At 28.1% G+C, this 19,539-nt stretch carries 15 protein-coding genes; 5 read left to right on the top strand and 10 right to left on the bottom strand.

Translation table 11 applies throughout. The features are described from left to right. Positions 1 to 38: 38 nt before the first annotated feature. Positions 39 to 1,082, bottom strand: a complete 1,044-nt coding sequence (locus tag CP523_RS14070) for an LPXTG cell wall anchor domain-containing protein (protein ID WP_120140972.1) — start codon at positions 1,080 to 1,082, stop codon at positions 39 to 41. A 156-nt stretch (positions 1,083 to 1,238) separates the two neighbouring features. Beyond that, positions 1,239 to 4,781: a CehA/McbA family metallohydrolase gene (locus CP523_RS14065; protein ID WP_120140971.1), complete on the bottom strand. Its 3,543-nt coding sequence runs from the start codon at positions 4,779 to 4,781 to the stop codon at positions 1,239 to 1,241. Between the two features lie 496 nt (positions 4,782 to 5,277). Between CP523_RS14065 and CP523_RS14060 the strand changes: the two genes are divergently transcribed. After that, the gene (locus tag CP523_RS14060) at positions 5,278 to 5,739 is read left to right on the top strand and encodes a hypothetical protein (protein ID WP_066678647.1); all 462 of its coding nucleotides are present in this window, start codon (positions 5,278 to 5,280) and stop codon (positions 5,737 to 5,739) included. Between the two features lie 147 nt (positions 5,740 to 5,886). Here CP523_RS14060 and CP523_RS14055 read toward each other — a convergent pair whose 3' ends face one another. The 6 genes from CP523_RS14055 to hflX form a co-directional block, all read right to left on the bottom strand. Next, positions 5,887 to 6,618: a YebC/PmpR family DNA-binding transcriptional regulator gene (locus CP523_RS14055; RefSeq protein WP_066678645.1), complete on the bottom strand. Its 732-nt coding sequence runs from the start codon at positions 6,616 to 6,618 to the stop codon at positions 5,887 to 5,889. 120 nt (positions 6,619 to 6,738) lie between these two features. Then, positions 6,739 to 7,386, bottom strand: a complete 648-nt coding sequence (locus CP523_RS14050; RefSeq protein ID WP_066678643.1) for a YigZ family protein — start codon at positions 7,384 to 7,386, stop codon at positions 6,739 to 6,741. Beyond that, positions 7,386 to 8,789, bottom strand: coding sequence for a MocR-like pyridoxine biosynthesis transcription factor PdxR (pdxR, locus tag CP523_RS14045; RefSeq protein WP_066678641.1), 1,404 nt, complete (start codon positions 8,787 to 8,789; stop codon positions 7,386 to 7,388). Before pdxR ends, CP523_RS14050 begins: the two co-directional genes overlap by 1 nt. Positions 8,790 to 8,809: 20 nt before the next feature. Continuing rightward, complete coding sequence (locus CP523_RS14040) at positions 8,810 to 9,712, bottom strand: nucleotidyltransferase domain-containing protein (protein WP_066678639.1); 903 nt, start codon at positions 9,710 to 9,712, stop codon at positions 8,810 to 8,812. 64 nt (positions 9,713 to 9,776) lie between these two features. After that, the gene (locus CP523_RS14035) at positions 9,777 to 10,472 is read right to left on the bottom strand and encodes a hypothetical protein (protein ID WP_066678637.1); all 696 of its coding nucleotides are present in this window, start codon (positions 10,470 to 10,472) and stop codon (positions 9,777 to 9,779) included. Between the two features lie 37 nt (positions 10,473 to 10,509). Next, positions 10,510 to 12,306 carry a GTPase HflX gene (hflX, locus tag CP523_RS14030; protein WP_066678635.1) on the bottom strand — a complete coding sequence of 599 codons (1,797 nt, stop codon included), beginning with the start codon at positions 12,304 to 12,306 and terminating at the stop codon, positions 10,510 to 10,512. 139 nt (positions 12,307 to 12,445) lie between these two features. Here hflX and hpt point away from each other — a divergent pair, with 139 nt between their 5' ends. After that, complete coding sequence (gene hpt, locus CP523_RS14025; RefSeq protein ID WP_066678655.1) at positions 12,446 to 12,970, top strand: hypoxanthine phosphoribosyltransferase; 525 nt, start codon at positions 12,446 to 12,448, stop codon at positions 12,968 to 12,970. 74 nt (positions 12,971 to 13,044) lie between these two features. Here the strand turns inward: hpt and yunB are convergent, their stop codons facing one another. Further along, the gene (yunB, locus tag CP523_RS14020) at positions 13,045 to 13,701 is read right to left on the bottom strand and encodes a sporulation protein YunB (RefSeq protein WP_066678633.1); all 657 of its coding nucleotides are present in this window, start codon (positions 13,699 to 13,701) and stop codon (positions 13,045 to 13,047) included. 104 nt (positions 13,702 to 13,805) lie between these two features. Here yunB and CP523_RS14015 point away from each other — a divergent pair, with 104 nt between their 5' ends. Both CP523_RS14015 and CP523_RS14010 read left to right on the top strand, forming a co-directional pair. Continuing rightward, positions 13,806 to 16,412 carry a transglycosylase domain-containing protein gene (locus CP523_RS14015; RefSeq protein ID WP_066678632.1) on the top strand — a complete coding sequence of 869 codons (2,607 nt, stop codon included), beginning with the start codon at positions 13,806 to 13,808 and terminating at the stop codon, positions 16,410 to 16,412. Positions 16,413 to 16,691: 279 nt separating this feature from the next. Further along, positions 16,692 to 18,119 carry an alanine/glycine:cation symporter family protein gene (locus CP523_RS14010; RefSeq protein ID WP_120140970.1) on the top strand — a complete coding sequence of 476 codons (1,428 nt, stop codon included), beginning with the start codon at positions 16,692 to 16,694 and terminating at the stop codon, positions 18,117 to 18,119. A 33-nt stretch (positions 18,120 to 18,152) separates the two neighbouring features. Here the strand turns inward: CP523_RS14010 and CP523_RS14005 are convergent, their stop codons facing one another. Then, positions 18,153 to 19,001 carry a hypothetical protein gene (locus tag CP523_RS14005; RefSeq protein ID WP_066678824.1) on the bottom strand — a complete coding sequence of 283 codons (849 nt, stop codon included), beginning with the start codon at positions 18,999 to 19,001 and terminating at the stop codon, positions 18,153 to 18,155. A 178-nt stretch (positions 19,002 to 19,179) separates the two neighbouring features. Between CP523_RS14005 and CP523_RS14000 the strand changes: the two genes are divergently transcribed. Beyond that, positions 19,180 to 19,533, top strand: a complete 354-nt coding sequence (locus CP523_RS14000) for a YtxH domain-containing protein (protein WP_120140969.1) — start codon at positions 19,180 to 19,182, stop codon at positions 19,531 to 19,533. The last annotated feature ends 6 nt before the right edge of the window (positions 19,534 to 19,539 follow it).

The following is a 19,539-nucleotide window of genomic DNA, read 5'->3' as shown; positions in this document are numbered from 1 at the left end:
TTAGAAGGAGTAAATCCCTCTAAAATGGCCCTTGATAATTATTTATCTTTTTTCTTTTTAAATACTAATATTACTCCACCTACAAGTACTATTATTGATAAAACCATAACTACCGTACTATTTACCCCACCTGTTTGTGGTAACTTACCTTCTGTTTTATTTTTATCTGTTGAACCTAAATTTGAATCATTCCCTGAATTGTTACCATTTCCTGATCCATTATCACTTCCTGAATCACCTTCTTGATCTCCACCTGAATCTTCACCGCCTCCAGGTATTTCTTCATTTTTCAAAAGTTTTATTTCAGAAGTATTTCTCACTCTTAATCTCTCACCTTCTGGGTCTATTGATACTAATCCAATTACTGATATAGTATCTCCAACTTTTATTTCTGGATCCCACTTTCCTTTTGATTCTTCATTCATTCCATCCCAAATATATCCTTCAACATATGATCTTGAAATACCACTTCCATCATCAACATAAAGATTAGAACCATCCATTTTAACGACTTTACCTTCAACCTCTACAAGTTTACCACCATTAATTGATAACATACTTTCTTTAGTTGTAAGTTTAGTTGGTTTTATTTCTGAAATATTTTCATCAATTATTTCTAATTGATTATCTTCATCCTTAATGGAAATTTCAAATTCACCTTGATAATGTTCAACTTGTCCTGTAACTCTAACCTTTTGACCTACTTTCAATTCAGTGTTAGAAACTCCAAATACACATAATCCACCAGTTTCATCTTCAATATATACTACTTCAAAGAATGCATTTTTAGGTGTTACTGCTTCAGATTGAGAAGTAACAGTTCCTTCTACAGTAAACTCTTCACCTTGTAAATCTGGAATTCCATCATTATTATCATCTTTTCTAACTTCTGCAATCTTTACTGTTTTAGCTTCTTTCTTTGGTAACATCCAATCTAAAACATTTTTAGTTACATTAATATTTGAATGGCTTTCAGAATTCTTACCATCTATTTCAAAATCAGAGAAAAAGGTATTTCCTGAAACTATTACTTTAGCTCCACTCTTTAGTTCCTCAGCTCCTACAACAGATACATTTCCCATTTCAACTTTAACATTATCTTCTTGATTATCTGCATCGTTAGCTGTTGTTGTTTCATGACCTTTAACTAAAAAGTCAACATTTTTACCTGTTGCCCCTTCTGCAAGAATTATTGATGCTCCACTATAAAAGCTATATTCTGATTTTCCATTTTCAATTCAATTTACTAAATTATATTTTGGTGAATCATATTGATTTAAATATAACCTATATGGCTGTCCACCATTTTTAATATCATCAACAACTTGATCATCATTTACTCTTAACTCTGTTCCTATTTTTTCTAATACAGAATTCATTTGAATACCATTGCTATACTGGCCAGTTCCATCACCATAATCAGCCTTAGTTGTAACTATTATATTACCACCATTGTCAACATATCTTTTAATAGAATCTATTTCACTATTTTCAAATTTGCTTGCAAGTAAATCATACTCTGACTTATCTCTACTTTGAGGATCTGTAAGTATTAATAAATTAATATTTTTTAATGTTTCATCTGTTATAGGATTCTTATTAATATTAGTTATAGCACCTCTTTCTTGTAATATATTTTTAAGTGCTGAATATTTTCCTGCATAATCTCCTGTAACATATTGATTATAATGAGCCCCATCTATTACTACTCTAGAAATATCTTCTTCATTTACTACATTTATCTTAATACTCTTAGTAAATACTCTTTCTTTTCCTTCTATAGAAACTGTAGCTTTAGTATATATTGTAAACTCTCCTGATTTTTTTGGTACCCATGATAATTCAACAGTTTCTGTTTTAGTTGATTCTATTCTATCAATAATTTCTTCTCCAATTTTATTATCAGAATTTATCTCATTTTCAAAAAATTCTATTTTTATATTTTCTAACGCCCTGTCTCCATTATTATAAACTCCAGCTGAAATATTTACTGATTCATTTGGTGTTGTTAATTCATTGTCAACAGTAGTTTCTATCATTCCAAAGTTTATATTATCTCCAACCCATATAGGTGCTGTAACTGCTATGTCTTTATCAGCTTGAACTACTTTTACATAATAATACGTATATTCTGGATTTAACTCAAAATCCCAATTAACATTATTACTATTAAACTCTTTTGAAGTAACCTCTACTCCTCCATTTGCTATAATTGAAACTTTACTTATAGCATCATCATCTGCTATATTAATTTTAAAGTTAAGCTTATCTACTCCACCTAATGAACTACCCATTAATGCACCATTAGCTGTATAGTCAATAGTCATATTAGAATCTTCTGATGCATAAACTTGCTTACTTCTCATTGAATCATATAAAGATTCTCTTGAGTTTTCTTCAGAGATAACTACTGTTCTAGCATTATTTGAAGTAAACCATTTTCCCTTATGATTATCTTGATTATTAGTAGGGGCTACATGCCACCCTTTGTCTAAAGCTCTTGTATAATATTCATAACTAGGAAAGTAACCTGAACCTCTTATTGGTCCTTCTCCATTTCCAACTTCTATTAAATTTACAACTTCATCTGTCTTTTCCCTGTAGAATCCAAAATCACTGAAGTCCCCAAAGGTTTTCCCTGGGTGATTTAGCTGTGATACTGATTGTGGTTGAGTTTGTAGTCTTTCATAATAAGTCTTTAAATCCATTGACTTATTAGTTCTAGTTTCAAACCCAGGTGTATTAAAAGTATTTATATGTCCCCAGCCACCAGTTGAACCTGACCAAGTCATTTCATAGCCATAAAGAGCTGTAAAATCTTTATTTTTATCATGCTTATCAGCTGTTTTATTAGCTTCTGTCCATACGGAACTTGCTGATCCATCTGCAAGTGATGCCTTTGTATCATTATCAAACCAATTTGAATGGTCTGTAACTCCTAAATAATCAGCTCCATTTGTTCTAGCCCAATTATATGCATCATTTAAAGTTCCAGTTCCATCTGAAATATTAGTATGCGAATGTAGTTGTCCAAAGAAATGATTTAATTCACCCTTTCTAAAAGTCCATTCCTTAGAAGATAAATTATCCAACGTATCCTTAACTTCTATTTTTACTGTATGAACTCCATCTTTTAAATCTTCATTTGGATTATATTCTACTAAATTTTCAGTTATTCTTGCTTTATTAGTAACTTCTTTTCCATCAAAAAATATTTTAATAGTTTCTACATTAACAGCTGTTCTATCCCTTAATGAGGCTTTTATTATAGGTCTTAATTCATTTCCTATACTTGAATTTTCAGCTGGTAAAACATCAAAAATTTCTGGTCCTATCATATCTTCATCAGTAATTTCTACCGAATAAACTTGTGTTTCTCTATTATTAATTCCATCAGTAGCTGAAATTCTATATTCTAATCCATTTATATTTAATTCCTCTTTAGATATATTAACTGAATATTTATTTTCACCTATTTTTCCCATATCTAATGTTTTAAATGGCTCTGTTCCTTTAGTTCTATAGGATACTACTACATTCTCAACATTTTTATTATCTGTAACATCTGTAACTATTTCTAAATCAGCATCCTTTGGAGCTTTCTTTATAGCTTTATGATTTATGACTGGAGCTTCTAAATCTGATGATTCAACTTTAGTAAAAGTACTTGAAGATCCATATATTTGTATATTATCTTTAAATCTTCCCATAGTTCCTTCTACATTAACAATATCTCCAGTCTCTACATTTATATCACTTGGTAAATAGTAAATAGATAAAACATCTTTTCCTTGAGTTAAAGTTTTTTCTGTAGTATCTATAACAGCATTAGTTATTGACACATATTTAGAATCATGATTACCTTTCAACAACTGTTTAATACTTACTTTTTCAGCCTTCACTGTAATATTTTCATCTAAAATCTTAACGTCTTCATTAGGTGTGACTTGTACTAATTTATTAAAATCACCTACAATACCTTTAACCTCTACCATTTGTCCTTTTTTAATATTATTAAAATCTATTGATGTATTATGATTTGAAATAGATATTCCACCTGTTTTGTCTTGTATATGAAGAGTTTTATTTCTATCATTAAATGATACAACACCTCTTATAACTAATTCTGTTCCTTTTTCTGAACCTCTAGCTTCTGATATATCCACCAATCCGTCTACTGGAGGAAAAGTATTTTTATCACTTGTTATTTTAATATCATCTATTGCTAAATTTCCTGAAGTCTTATTAAAGCTAAATTTAACTTTAGTTGTATCTTCTGGAATTTCAGTTTCAAAACTCCCTGAACTAGCTATGTCAGGTCCAGCTATTTCTTCCCAAAAACCATTCCTTAATATTTCTAGTTTTAAAGTTGATGTATAAGGACCATTACCAGTTTGTCCTTTATACCAAAAACTTAGCTTTCCTAAAGTCGTTAAAGTAAATTCTGGTGTTTCTAAAGTTTCAATTTTACTACCTTTTTTTCTTCCTAATCCTAATGCTGGAGATGCTTCCCCATAGTTTCCTGAAGTATCATAACCTGCTAAATTTGTTGCTGTCTCTCCATTTCTAGTAATAATCCAACCTTTTGAAACTAAGCTAGTTTCATTCTTATCGCCTTTAAACCCCTCATTTATAATTGTTTTAGTATTTTCCGTTGCAGCAGATATTACATCTATACCATTTTCAAAAGCTAATGTACTTTTAATTGGTACTCCTATAGATGTAAAGAAAACGGATAAAGCAATTAATAAGCTCATAATTTTCTTATTTTTTCGGATCATCAAAATTATCCCCCTTATGTTATATAATTCATATTCAATATAGCATAAGACTATCTTTTTTTCATCTTTAATCCGAATATTATATATAAAATTCTACTATATTATAAGATTTTTAATTAGAATTTAACATTTATTTTCTTATTTTAATTTAATATAATTCGTATTTTCTTATATTTTCATCAAACTTTACCAATATATTTATATAAACATATAATTTTTATTTATAACTTTTAAGCTTTATTAAACTATTATTATTATTATGTAAATTTTAAATTAACATAATTTAAATATTTTTTACATATTTTATATATTATAAATTTCTTAATTTTTTCATATATTACGTTTTAAATAACTAATTATAAAAAAGAAGTCCAATTTAATTTTAGTATTAAAAATAATTTTAACCATGAACCAATAGGTTACTTAAAGAATAATATATAATAATGTGGAGTTTAATTAACAGCTTTAATTATCTTATTAAAAGCAGGTGTTTTAAATGGTTGTTAGCGAAGTCAATCAAATTATTTTAAATATAAGAAGAGGAAATTATAGATATATTGGTTCAGGTTCTAGCCGACAAGTATTTGACTTAAGAAATGGTTATGTCATTAAAGTAGCAAGAAATAAAGCCGGAACTGCTCAAAATAGAGCCGAGTATATAATATCATCTTCTGATTATTCCGAGTTATTTGCAAAAGTTATATATGCTTCAGATAATTTTTATTTTATAATAATGGAAAAAGCCAATACAGTAAATACCTTTTCATGGGTACTAAAATATTTTAATGCTAGCTGTAATAAAGATCTTGTTAACTCAACAAAATTGCAGTATATTCACCAAAAATACAATTTATTATGGGCTGATTTATTTAAAAAAAGTAGTTGGGGAGTAATTAATGGACGACCTGTAATTATTGATTACGGGTTTACAAGAATGGTCGCAAAAAGATATTATTAATCTTTAAAATAAAAGGGACTATGAAAATAGTCCCTCCTCTTATATGATATACAGAAATCAATATATAATAATTCTGTTTCACATTTATATTAATTTTTATCCTATATAAAAACTCTTAAATTATTAAATATTCACAGTACATTTATACTAATCTAAGAATTCTGATTCAGCATTATGCCAAACTTCTTGAACATCATCATCATCATCTAAAAGATTTAACATCTTTTGGAACTTTTTAGCATCGTCTTCACCAATCTCTGTATAAGTATCTGGTATCATCTTAACTTCTGCTTCTAAGAATTCTATACCTTCTGATTCTAAAGCTTCTCTTACTGAACTAAAATCTTCAGGTGATGTTGTTATAATAAATACTTCATCTTCTGCAGCAAAGTCTTCTGCTCCTGCATCTAATGCCATCATCATTAATTCATCTTCATCTTGATCTTCTCTTTCTATAACTATTTCGCCTTTTTCTTGGAACATGAATCCTACACAACCTGCAGCTCCCATATTTCCGCCACCTTTTGTAAATGCACTTCTTACATTTCCTGCTGATCTATTTTTGTTATCTGTTAATGTTTCTACAATAACAGCAACTCCTGATGGACCATAACCTTCATATACTATTTTTTCGTAGTTCACACTTGCAAGTTCCCCAGAAGCCTTCTTTATAGATCTTTGTATTGTATCATTAGGCATATTTGCTGCCTTTGCTTTAGCTATTACATCTCTTAGCTTTGGGTTATTGTCAGGTATAGGCCCTCCATTTTTAACTGCAATTACTAATTCTTTACCTATTTTAGTAAAAATTTTACCTCTTTTTGCGTCTGCTTTTCCTTTTTTATTTTGGATATTATGCCATTTTGAATGTCCTGACATTTACTATTCCTCCCAACATTTAATTTAAAATTTTATATTTATAGACTATGTCTAGCAAAAATTATAACACAATTACTTAAACTTTACAATTATAGCTATTATGTATCATTTTTTCCTTTATTATATACATTTAAATAGTCTATTTTCTTCTTTAAAATAAATTTCTTCATCTGATTTAACATTTTCTATCTTTCCATTTGTAACCTCTACAAATTTACTTTCCATTTCATTAACACTAGTTAATTCAGCTAATATATTAACTTTAACTTTGTCTGAATATTCCACATCTTCAATATACCAGTTATTTTGGCCACAAATATATTGTATTTTTCCCAGCATATCATAATCCATAGTACTACTTAATTTAACACCTAACACTTTTTCAACAACACCACCTGCTTTTAAAGCAATTGCTGCACCTTTAGTATATGCTCTAGTAAGACCACCAGCCCCTAATAATACTCCTCCGAAATATCTTGTTACAACTACAGCACAATCTGTAATATCACTTTTCTTCATAACTTCTAATATAGGAATTCCTGCTGTTCCTTGTGGTTCTCCATCGTCACTATATCTTTGAGTACCCATATTTTCACCAATAATATAGGCCCAACAATTATGTCTTGCTTGCTTATGCATATTCTTTATTTCTGAAACAAATGCCTTAGCTTCTTCTTCTGTTTCACACCTTTTAGCATATCCTATAAACTCTGATTTTTTTTCTATAAATCTATCTTCTCCAAAGTCTCTTATTGTTATATAAGACATTACTTTAATTCCTCCCTAATAATTTTTATACCTTTTATTATTTTTTCTTCATCTACTTGTGAAAACCCTATTCTAAATGTATAAGCCCCATCACTTGGATATCTAAAAAATATTACTCCAGGAGTTATATAAATACCTTTTTCTTTCAATAAATAAAATAATCCCTTAGATGTATATTTTTTATCCTTAAGCTCTAAATAAAAATTTAATCCACCTTTTGGATCTATAAATTTTACTTTATCACTTAAATTTTCTTCTATTAATTTTTTCATTAATAAGTACTTCTTTTTATACTCTTCTTTTTGAAAATTAATATGACCTTTCCAAAATCCATCTTTTATATATAACTCTAATGCTCTTTGCATTAAACTAGATGTTGCTATATCTGTACTTATTTTAGAGTTCTGAATACTTTCTCTAAAGCACTCCGGTGTTATTATATATCCAAGTCTTATTCCTGGTAAAAATATCTTAGAGAAACTTTTTATATAAACAACCCTATCATTTTTATCTAATTTTTTTAAAGGCTCATGAACATGTCCATCTTCATATATTAGTTCTGATAAATAATCATCTTCTATAATATAAAAGTCATATTTTTCTGCAAGTTCTAATAACTTTATTTTCTTTTCTCTGCTACAGCTTATACCAGTTGGGTTATGAAAATAACTCATTGTATAAAAACATCTAATTTTATTTTTCTTTAGGATTTCTTCAAACTCTTTTACATTTATGCCATCTTTATCAAGATTAACTTCAAATATATTGGCTCTTCTCCACTTAAATACTGATAAAGCCCCTCCATAAGTTGGTTTTTCTACTATAACATTATCATTTATATTAAGAATTGCTTTTGAGGCTATATCTATACCTTGTTGAGCTCCTGAAACAACTAATATATTATCTAAATTTAAAGAATTATTCCAAAAAGAATTATTAATTGTTTTTCTTAATTCTTCATAGCCCAGTGGTTCCTTCATTATTAGCGCATTTGCTCCATCCCTATCTAAAACTCTATTCATAACATCTTTAAATTTATTAATTGGAAAATATACCTCTGTAGAGGTTTCTCCTGAAAAATCTATAATATTATTTAATTCCTTTTCATTTAACTTCTTAAAACACCTATTATATTCTCTATTAAAAATGGGAAGTATATCTTTTCTTTTTGCATATGTCCCTGATCCAACCTTTTGATATGCATATCCGTCATTTTTTAACTTTTTATATGCATTTACTATTGTTACATTGTTAACCCCTAACTCTAGAGATAGCTTTCTTATAGTTGGTAACTTTTCTCCATCTTGTATTTCCTTATTATCTATAAGTTTTTTTATATGATTTGATATTTGAATATATTTTGGTATCTCCTCTTCAAATAAAACATTAAAATCAATCCCCATTTCTTACCTCTTTACTAATTTTAAAATTCTTTATATGAATACACATTTTCTTCTGTTAATAAATTTTCAAAAGGATCTTTAAAATCTCTAACATCTTTTGAAACCATATTATTTTTATATAATTTTTTTAATATGTTTTCTATCTTTATATCAAAATTTTTAAATATTGTAGAATTTTTTATTTCATATGAACTTAAAGCTCTATTTTCATTTTCTAGAAATTCAATTAAGACTTTTGCTGCTACTTTTAAATTTAAATCTACATATGTTTCTATATATTTTAAAGCCTCATTTATATGATTTATATCAAACTCTTTAAATAGTACATCTTTTACCTTTTCATTAAATGAATCATTTAAATTACAAGCCATAGTTAATGAATCTTTACTTACAACAAGCCCATTCATGTTTAAATATAATTTTGAATAACTATCGAAAACTCTTATCAATATTTCATAGCAAGTATATAACCCTCCAGTATGTAAATATTTCTTACAAATTCCAATATCCTTAAGTAATTTACCTAGATACACTAAATTCCATATTTCCTTGTCCTTAAATGTTAAATACTTTATATCAGTATATATAACGTCTATATCTTTATCTTTTGAGTATATTAACTTTGAAGACAATAGTGTATCTTTTAACACTCTTTTCTGGCTAGATTCATTATATATATTAATAAATGATTCTTTACTTAAAAATTTAATATGAATAGGAATTGATAACGACTCTAAATATACATCTCTAACTTTATCAAACTCATCTTTACATAAAACAAATAAATCTATATCTGACTCTTCCCATAAATCTCCTGAAACCATACTTCCAAATACAAATATAGATAATATATTTTCATTTTTAGTTAACACATTAGTAATTTCCTTAAATGCTTTTTGATAATCAATTATTGCTTTTGCCATTTTAATCCTACTCCCCTTTAAATTGTACTATAACAATCATTATATAAAAAAACTGCGTTGAAGTCTAATCTTCATCGCAGTAAAAATTATTATAATAGTTCTTCATATCTTTAAAACACTCTTCATCTAAATCTAAAAAACTTGATTCATAACAATTATCAAAAGGCATATTACACCTTTCCAAATCGTCTTCTATTATTCTTCTATATATAGAATTTCTCTTTTTTAAAATTTCAAACATACAATATATCTCTTTAACTATTTCATAACTTAAATCTACGGGTAGCTTAATTTGCTTCTTTTTAGCAAATGCTATAGATTGCATATTTTGTGATGCTATAGCCATTGATTGAGCTGATTGTGATAAAAAAAACATTTCATCTAACAACGGCCTTATTTTTCTATCATAAAATATCCTTTCATCATCTCCGCCAACATTTAAAGAAGCTATATTATTTTGAAAGGCATTTACCCTATCTACTAATGTAGACATATTATTAAACCTTTCATTTAAAGTCTTTCCTTGAGGAGTCGTGCTATCATTTGATGTGCTCTTTCCTGTAGTACTTCCTGTTGTAGTGTTATTAGCATTAGATGTCCCTTGTCCTGCAGTACTTTCTGATGTGGTGTTAGCATTTTTTTCAGAATTATTATTAAAACCTTGAGCTATATTCTCACCTTCAACGGATTGAATATTTTGTTCTACAACAATATTCTCATCACCTTGTGTTGAATCAGGATCTCTATGCTTTTTCCCCACTTAATCAACCCCATAAAGTACTTTTTATATTATATTTTTATTTTATTTCATTTATTATAAATTCACTTGATTTATTAAAAGTTTCATCATCTACCTCAACAACCATATAAGTTCCTTCATCTCTGTAATCTTCCTCAAAAACTCTTCCATTTCTATGAAGATATGAATTTATATCACTTCTACTATACGGAATTAAATATTCACATTTTTTCATTTTATAAGGAAGTTTTTCTTCTATAAGTTTTAAAAGCTCTTCTAAATTTAATCCTTCCTTAGCTGATATTTCTATTGTTTTATATTCTTTTACAGCATCTTTTATAACATCTAGTTGTTCATCTGTTGCTTTATCTATTTTATTTAAAACTAAAATGGTATCTTTATCCTTAGCTCCAAGCTCTGATAATACATCTTCTACAGCTTTTATTTGTTCTAAAGCATAATTAGAAGAAACATCCACTACATGACAAAGTAAATCTGAATATATAACCTCTTCAAGAGTGGACTTAAAAGCTTCTACTAAATCATGTGGTAGTTTTCTTACAAACCCAACTGTATCTGTAAGAGTTACTACTCCCTTATTAGATAGTAAAATAGCTCTAGTTGTAATATCTAATGTTGCAAATAACATATCCGCTTCAAAGACCTTTTCCTTTTCTTTTGATTCCTTTTGAGCTGCTATTTCACAAAGTTTATTTCTTAAAGTAGATTTACCTGCATTAGTGTACCCTACTAATGACACTTTAGGAATACTCTCCTTATTCCTCTTTTCTCTTTGAGTTTCTCTTATTTTTTTTATCTTCTTAAGCTCTGCGTTTAAATCATATATAGTTTCTCTTATATGCCTTCTATCTGTTTCAAGCTTTTTCTCTCCTGGCCCCCTGGTTCCAATGCCTCCACCAGTTCTTGAAAGCACTGTTCCAAGCCCTTGTAATCTACCTAATCTATATTTAAGTTGCGCCAATTCTACTTGAATTTTAGCTTCCTTACTTCTCGCTCTTCTTGCAAATATCTCTAATATTAATGTTGTTCTATCAATAACTTTAGCTCCTAGAGCAGCTTCTAAATTTCTAACTTGTGAACCTGAAAGCTCATCATCAAAAATAATAAGGTTTGCTCGTTCAGTTTGCCTTAAATGCGCTATTTCTAAAACCTTTCCTTTTCCTATATAAAAAGCTGGATCTATTTTACTTCTGCTTTGAAAAATCATATCTAAAACAGGTATATCACAAGCTTTTGTAAGTTCTTTTAATTCTTCTAAACTTTCTTTAGTATCAGAGCCTACTAATATAGCCTTCTCTTCATCCTCTTCTACTACATCTTTTTCTTTTATTAAGCTTTCTATATATTGAATTTTATCCAAAATATTTATTGAAAGAATTTCATTAACTGAAAGATTATCCTTTTCCTCATAATCTAACATATCGTCAGTTATTGTTAGCATACCTAAAGAACAATCTATTACTTTTCCGCTATAAATACCAATTGCAACTATAGCATCTAATTTTAACTTTAATAATGCTGTTAAATCTAGAGCTGAGAAATTACATATTCCATTTGGGTGTGTATGTATAATTCTTACTCCTGATAATCTTTTTTCCTTTATATCAATCATCGCTATTTCAACTGAAGTTGAATCTCCAATAGCAACTGAAACCACTTTTCCTCTTCTATCTACTCCAACACTTATTTCTCTTTCTAAAATAGTAGATACACGTGTTATCGTTTCTAAAATTTCAATACTAAAAACTTCATCTTTAAGAACTCTAACTCTATAAAGATTTTCAAGTTCATCTAAAAAGCACTTTTTAACGCCCTCTATATTTCCATATATCATTTATTACATACCTCATTTTCTTTATTTTGGTCTACTATATATACTTGACAACTTTCATATAATTTTATACTATTAATTAAATATTGTAAATACGGCATTATGCTTTAAAATACTAGATTTTGGAGGGTCAATCATGGATATGGAAAATAAAAAACGTAACATACTTTTTACAGAAGAACAAATAAAAACTAGAATATCTGAACTTGGAAAAATTATAACTGAAGAATATAAAAATAAGAAACTTTATGTTCTACCTCTACTTAGAGGAAGCTTTGTATTTGGTGCTGATTTGTTTAGAGCATTAGATTGTAAAGCTAAAGTTGGTTTTATGACAACTTCTAGCTATGGTCATGGTGAACATAGTACTGGTGAGGTTAAAGTTGTTAACGATATCCCTGATAATATAGAAGGTTGGGACGTATTAATAGTTGATGATATAATGGATACAGGATATACTATGGATTTTGTTATAAATTATGTTAAAAGCCGTGGTGCAAACTCAGTTAAAACTTGCGTATTATTAGATAAACCTTCAAGAAGAAAAGTAAATCTTACACCAGACTACTGCTGTTTTGAAATAGAAGATTTATTTGTAGTTGGTTATGGATTAGATTATGAAAGTTTTTATAGAAATGTTCCTTATGTGTTTAACTGGGAAAGCTAACTTGAAATTCACATAATTTTATTAATAAAAAGCAACTAATACTTTATTAGCTGCTTTTTATTATACTTTACTTCTTAAGGTTTATTAAATTCAATTGCTGTATTAGGTATTTTACCAACTATTATAGTTTCTGCTATAGGTATTTGAGATATAATTTCTATCTCCTGGCTATTTAAAGGTATTATTACTCTCATATTTAATTTTACATTTAAATATATTTTATGTCTTGTTTGGTTTATACCAGCACTTTCAAATACAGATTCATAACTACTTGTTATATTTCCTACCTGCTCCATCTTTATATTTATCTTCGGTCCTAAGTTATGAATTACTGAATTATTAGTCATATATCCAATTGGAATTTCTACTCCTAGCGTTTCTAAATTTTCTAATCTCCTATTACTCTCCAAAATTAATCTAGAAGAAAGAGCATTTAGCTTTACAGTATCCGCCCTTACCATTGTAATATTCTCTTCTTTATCCTTCTCTATTATCATAGCTTCATCATAATTAAATTCTTTGGAATAAATATCAAGGGCTGTTTCATTAATTATATCTGTGGCTTCCCTTTTCATCTCCATTTCTGCTATTTTTATTACAGCTGGTAGAATGCTTTTACCGAAAAAATATAGTAAAGAATTAAAAAGAAAAAATATGGCAATAATAACCACTATAAACTTTTTATGCCTTATTTCAATATGTTTTTTTGATTTTTTTGTATAATAGTTCATATTCACCTTTTAGAGTTATTATTTTACTCTTTATATAAATATGCTATAATATTCTATAATATTTATTTTAATTTACTAAATATAGATTTATGAGGGAGGAACCGATGGCTAACAAAAACGATTCTAAACATGATATAAGCCAAGCTAAAAATAAAACAAACAAAAAAAATAATAGCAAAAAAAGCCAATCTAAATATAAAAAAATTTTTAAAAGGATTTTTTTAGGAATGCTAATAGTCCTTCTATTATTTTCTGTTATAGGATTAGGCTATATTTTTGCAATTATAAAAAGTGCTCCGCCACTTGACGTCAATTCAATATTAAATTTAAGTCAACCTTCAATGCTTTACGATAATAATGGAGAATATATCGATAATCTTCCAACTGAAGAAGAACGATATATTATTAAGTTTGAAAATATGCCAGAAAATCTAAGAAATGCTTATGTTGCAATAGAAGATGAGCGATTTTATGAACATAAAGGTATTGATATTAAAAGAATATTAGGCGCTCTTTATAGAGATGTAGTCTATATAGTTACTGGTAGAGGTGGCCTTCACGGTGCTTCAACTCTTACTCAGCAACTTATTAAAAATACTGTTTTAACTAACGAAACTACTATAGAAAGAAAAGTTAAAGAAATTTATCTTTCTTTAAAGCTTGAATCAAAACTTTCTAAAGATCAAATTTTAGAAGCATACCTTAATACTATTCCTTTAGGAGGATTAGTTTATGGTGTAGAAGCTGCTTCTCGTTATTACTTTGAAAAACCAGCAAAAGATTTAACACTTCCTGAATGTGCATTTATTGCTGGCCTTACACAAGCTCCAACATCTTATAGTCCATATAACCCTGAAAATAAAGAAAATCCTGACAGATATCTTAATAGAACAAAAGCTGTTCTTATGAAAATGAGGGATTTAAAATATATAACTACAGAAGAATACGATGATGCATATGCATTTGTAGATAACAATAAATTTGCTTTCTCTCAATCTGAAGCTGATTATTCATTAAATTATGAATGGTTTGCTTACCCAGCTGTAGATCAAGTTAAACGTGATTTAAAGGAAAAGTATAAGTATACTGATGAAGAAATTTCAAAACTTATGGTTAATGGTGGTTTAAAAATATATACTACTATGGACAGAAAAATTCAAGATTCTACTCAAGCAATATTAGATCAAAGAGAAAATCTTTCTATTGATCAATACGCAAACCCTGAGGATTTTGATGAAAATAATGTTCCTTTACTTCAAGCCTCTGCAGTAATAACAGACTATAGAACCGGTGAAGTTAAAGCATTAGTAGGTGGTAGAGGTAAGCAGCCTGCAAGATCAACTAATAGAGCTTACGATATATTACGATCCATTGGATCTACAACTAAGCCTTTAACTGTTTATGGTCCTGCTATCGATACTAAGCAATTTACAGCTGCAACAGTTATAGATGATGCTCCATTGCCATCTTCAATTGGTGATCAATATGGTGGATACAGTCCAAATAACTGGAACTTTAAATTTGATGGTTTAATTACTCCACGTGAATCACTTGCATTATCTAAAAATGTACCTACTGTTATAGTAGAACATACAATTGGAACAAAAACTGGTTTAGCTTATGCAAAAAAACTTGGTTTAGTTTATGATGAAAATACCACTTTATCAACTTTAGCTTTAGGTGAATCTAATGATTCTAACGAGGGTGGTAATTCTTACATTTTATCATCTGCATTTGGTACATTTGGTAATAATGGTATATATACTGAACCTCGACTATACACCAAAGTTGTTGATGCTACGGGAAAAGTTATATTAGAATCTGAACCAAAACAGACTCAAGTATTTTCCCCTCAAGCTGCCTATATTATGCAAGAGTTATTAAAAGGACCTCTTACTTTCGATGGAGCTAACGCAAAATTTAGTGATATACCTGTAATAGGTAAAACTGGTACTACTGAACATGTAACAGACTTTTTATTTGAGGGTCTTACTCCTTACTATTCAGGAGCTGTTTGGATAGGATATGATAACCATAGACCTATGGGTGGTGCTAGCTATAGTTCATCTGCCGCATCATTATGGGGTAAAGTTATGGCACCTATACATGAAGGATTAGAGCCTAAAGAAATTTCATCAAGACCTGATGGAATTATAAGTGTGTCTGTTTGTAAAGATTCTGGTAAAAAACCTACTGATCTTTGCACAAGAGACCAAAGGGGTTCTAGAGTCCATAATGAATTATTTATAGAAGGTACAGAACCTACTGGTGTATGTGATGTTCATGTTACAGCCAAAGTAAATAGAAACAATAATAAATTAGCTACTGAAAATACACCAAAAGGATTAATTGAGAATAGAGTATTTATAAGAAAAGAGAGACCTTATTCAGGAACAGCAGACTATCAATATATATTACCAACTGAAAAAGATGATACAAAAGCAGAAGTACAAACTCCTCAAGAAAAACCTAATAATAACAATAATAGTAACAATAATAATTCTAATACTAACGGAAATAACAATAATAGTAATAGTAATAATTCTAATAGTGACAGTAATAACGATAGTAACAATAATAATTCCAATAACGACAGTAACAACAACAACAACAACAATAATAATAACAATGGAAATAACCAAAGAAATACTAATGTCGTTAATACTAATCCATTAATGTCATTAAGAACTTTATGTAATTTAATGTTTTAAACAAAAAGAGCTAGAAAATTCTAGCTCTTTTTTTATTTCCATAAGAATTATTATAAAAAAAGTATTAATATATCACCTATTTTTTTGAATAAGTTGTCAGTTATCACTTCATCATTCCCTTATAATACACTAATATATAGGGATTTTTACCATAAAAAAATATTTTTATGAATTAAATGATTTTTTTTCTTGCATATTTTCAAATACTATTATAAAATATCTATAGTAAATAAGTTATTTAATAAGTAATATTTAGATAAATTTTAAGGGGGAGAAAGAATGGAATTGATAAATAAATTAATTTTAAATATTAATGATTTCCTATGGACTTATATCTTAATTGCCATGTTAATCGTTAGTGGAATATATTTTACTTTTAAAACAAAATTTGTTCAATTTACAAATATTAAAGAAATGTTTAAACTTTTAGGTGAAGGAAGTTCAAAAGAACACGAACACTCTGTTTCATCATTCCAGGCCTTTTGTATTAGTACTGCTTCAAGAGTTGGTACGGGTAATTTAGCTGGTATAGCTACTGCACTTGCAATAGGTGGTCCTGGAGCAATATTTTGGATGTGGCTTATTGCATTAATTGGAGCTTCATCTAGTTTTATTGAATCTACTTTAGCTCAAATTTATAAAGTAAAAGATGGTAACTCATTTAGAGGTGGTCCTGCTTATTATATGGAAAAAGGACTTAAAAAGAGATGGATGGGTGTATTATTTGCAATACTTATAACTATAACATTTGGACTTGTATTTAACTCTGTACAAGCAAACACTATAACTCTTGCATTAAATGAGTCTTTTGGATTTAATAGATCAGTTCTAGGTATAATACTTACTTTATTAACAGTTATTATAATATTTGGTGGAGTTAACAGAATCGCAAATGTTTCTAGTATTCTTGTTCCAATAATGGCTGTTGCATATATAGCTGTTGCTTTATTTATAGTAGTAATAAACTTCTCTGAACTACCTGGAGTTTTAAAAATGATTTTCGATAATGCATTTGGTATAAACCAAGCAGTTGGTGGTAGTCTTGGTGCTGCTTTATTACAAATTATTAAAAAAGGAAATCCTGTTTTATTACAAGGTGTTAAAAGAGGATTATTCTCTAATGAAGCTGGTATGGGATCTGCGCCTAATGCTGCCGCTACTGCAACTGTATCACATCCAGTTAAACAAGGTTTAATTCAAACATTAGGAGTATTTACTGATACAATTATAATTTGTAGCTGTACAGCATTTATTATTCTTCTATCTGGTGTACCACTTGATGGTTCTGTAAAAGGTATCCAACTTACTCAAATGGCACTTACTTCACAATTAGGTCCTTTTGGAGGAATATTTGTATCAATTTGTATATTACTATTTGCCTTCAGTTCAATAGTTGGAAATTACTATTACGGTGAAGCAAATATTTCATTTATAACAGATAAAAAAATATATGTTTTAGTTTATAGATTATCTGTTGGTTTAATGGTATTCTTTGGTTCATTAGTTAGTATGGATATAGTTTGGAATTTAGCTGATGTATTTATGGGACTTATGGCTATAATAAATCTAATAGCTATACTACTTCTTGGTAAAATAGCATTTAAAGCATTAGCTGACTATAATAAACAAAGAAAAGAAGGAAAAGATCCAATATTTAAATCTTCATCTATTCCTGAATTAGGAGATGAAGTTGAAGAATGGAAATAACAAAAAAGAGCTTTGATTAATCAAAGCTCTTTTTTATCTAACTTCTTTCTTTTCTACTTCATCATTACCTATACTAATTACTTCTCCAGAATTAGCACTAATAAAAAGTTTATTTTTTTTACCTAAGATCTCTTTGCTATTTATTTCTACTGTAAATATATAAGCTAATTCGCTTCTATTATCATCTTTTGTTTTTACATACGCTAGTAAAGGCTCTTGCTTTATATTTACCTTAATATTCAGCTTAGAAAAATATTCATTAGCTATTTCATTAGCTTTATCATATTTTATATTTATATCAGAAGTGTGTTTAATATCATTTAAAAAACTATTAGAATATCCGTCTAATTCTCCTGTTATTTTATTTATTTTTGCAACTATTTCATAATCGTAATATGGATATCCATCTTTAAATTTATAAAATACAACTGTATAAAATTGAACCATATCGTCATCTGGTTTTCTAATTTCTTTCAATTTTACTTCTTCATTAGAAATAGACTTTATATATTTCTCTGCTAAAGTTATTGCCATCTCTTCTTTTATAGCTATTGATCTAGAATTTACTTGTTTTATTTCTTTTTTTGAAAATCCTATAACATTATAATCCTTATCCAAATCTACTCCATAATTTCCTGTAGCTACTGTGTATTTAATATTAGAATTATTATTTAACTCTGTTTTTAGAGGCTTATACTCCATTTTATTAGCATTTACACTATTATCAATAGCATTTTCACTTTGAAGAACTTCAATAAATTCTTTAGTTACTTTTATTTCCCGTGAAGTACTTCCCAATATAAAATAGACTGAAACAACAATTGCAAATAATAAAATTACTGATAATAACAAAAAAGCAATTGTAGTTTTCTTAATTTTCACCGTCATCCCTCCTAATATAGAATATGGTATTTTTATTTATTTATATTGTACATTATTTAAAGATTAATATAAAGTTTTTTATTTGTGTTATAAATTTATAAATATCCATTAATCATATTGTAAAAAAGCATAATTAACCGTATAATTTCATTATATTGTACAAATTGGAGGTAATTAAATGAATTTATCAAAACTGATAGAAGAAAAGAAAAGAGAAAAACAAAAAAAACAAAAAGCTAAAACTACTAAAAATATAGCTATTGGAGCAACTGCTGGTATTTTAGCAGGTCTTGCTAGTGGAATACTTCTAGCCCCTAAATCTGGTAAAGAAACTAGAGAAACACTAAAAAATAAAACTTCTCAAACTAAAGAAAATTTTATTTCTAAGACTAATGAAACTAAAGAAAAAATTTCTAAATATCTTAAAGAGAAGAAGTCTACTGAGGACTCATTAGATGAACAATGTGTAATCAAAGATATCACTACACCTGTATCTAATGAAGAAGCTAATGATTCTGAAAAAACTATTTAGTTACAT

The sequence above is a fragment of the Clostridium septicum genome, assembly GCF_003606265.1.
In the GTDB taxonomy this organism is placed as follows: Bacteria; Bacillota; Clostridia; order Clostridiales; family Clostridiaceae; genus Clostridium; species Clostridium septicum.
The sequence above is the reverse complement of the archived record's forward strand: the minus strand, read 5'-3'. Positions and strand labels throughout refer to the sequence as shown.

Excerpts from the sequence above, each read along its gene's own strand:
- CP523_RS14070 (WP_120140972.1), bottom strand. The coding sequence starts at position 1,082 with ATGGGAAATGTATCTGTTGTAGGAGCTGAGGAACTAAAGAGTGGAGCT.
- CP523_RS14065 (WP_120140971.1), bottom strand. The coding sequence starts at position 4,781 with ATGATCCGAAAAAATAAGAAAATTATGAGCTTATTAATTGCTTTATCC.
- CP523_RS14060 (WP_066678647.1), top strand. The coding sequence starts at position 5,278 with ATGGTTGTTAGCGAAGTCAATCAAATTATTTTAAATATAAGAAGAGGA.
- CP523_RS14055 (WP_066678645.1), bottom strand. The coding sequence starts at position 6,618 with ATGTCAGGACATTCAAAATGGCATAATATCCAAAATAAAAAAGGAAAA.
- CP523_RS14050 (WP_066678643.1), bottom strand. The coding sequence starts at position 7,386 with ATGTCTTATATAACAATAAGAGACTTTGGAGAAGATAGATTTATAGAA.
- pdxR (WP_066678641.1), bottom strand. The coding sequence starts at position 8,789 with ATGGGGATTGATTTTAATGTTTTATTTGAAGAGGAGATACCAAAATAT.
- CP523_RS14040 (WP_066678639.1), bottom strand. The coding sequence starts at position 9,712 with ATGGCAAAAGCAATAATTGATTATCAAAAAGCATTTAAGGAAATTACT.
- hflX (WP_066678635.1), bottom strand. The coding sequence starts at position 12,306 with ATGATATATGGAAATATAGAGGGCGTTAAAAAGTGCTTTTTAGATGAA.
- hpt (WP_066678655.1), top strand. The coding sequence starts at position 12,446 with ATGGAAAATAAAAAACGTAACATACTTTTTACAGAAGAACAAATAAAA.
- yunB (WP_066678633.1), bottom strand. The coding sequence starts at position 13,701 with ATGAACTATTATACAAAAAAATCAAAAAAACATATTGAAATAAGGCAT.
- CP523_RS14015 (WP_066678632.1), top strand. The coding sequence starts at position 13,806 with ATGGCTAACAAAAACGATTCTAAACATGATATAAGCCAAGCTAAAAAT.
- CP523_RS14010 (WP_120140970.1), top strand. The coding sequence starts at position 16,692 with ATGGAATTGATAAATAAATTAATTTTAAATATTAATGATTTCCTATGG.
- CP523_RS14000 (WP_120140969.1), top strand. The coding sequence starts at position 19,180 with ATGAATTTATCAAAACTGATAGAAGAAAAGAAAAGAGAAAAACAAAAA.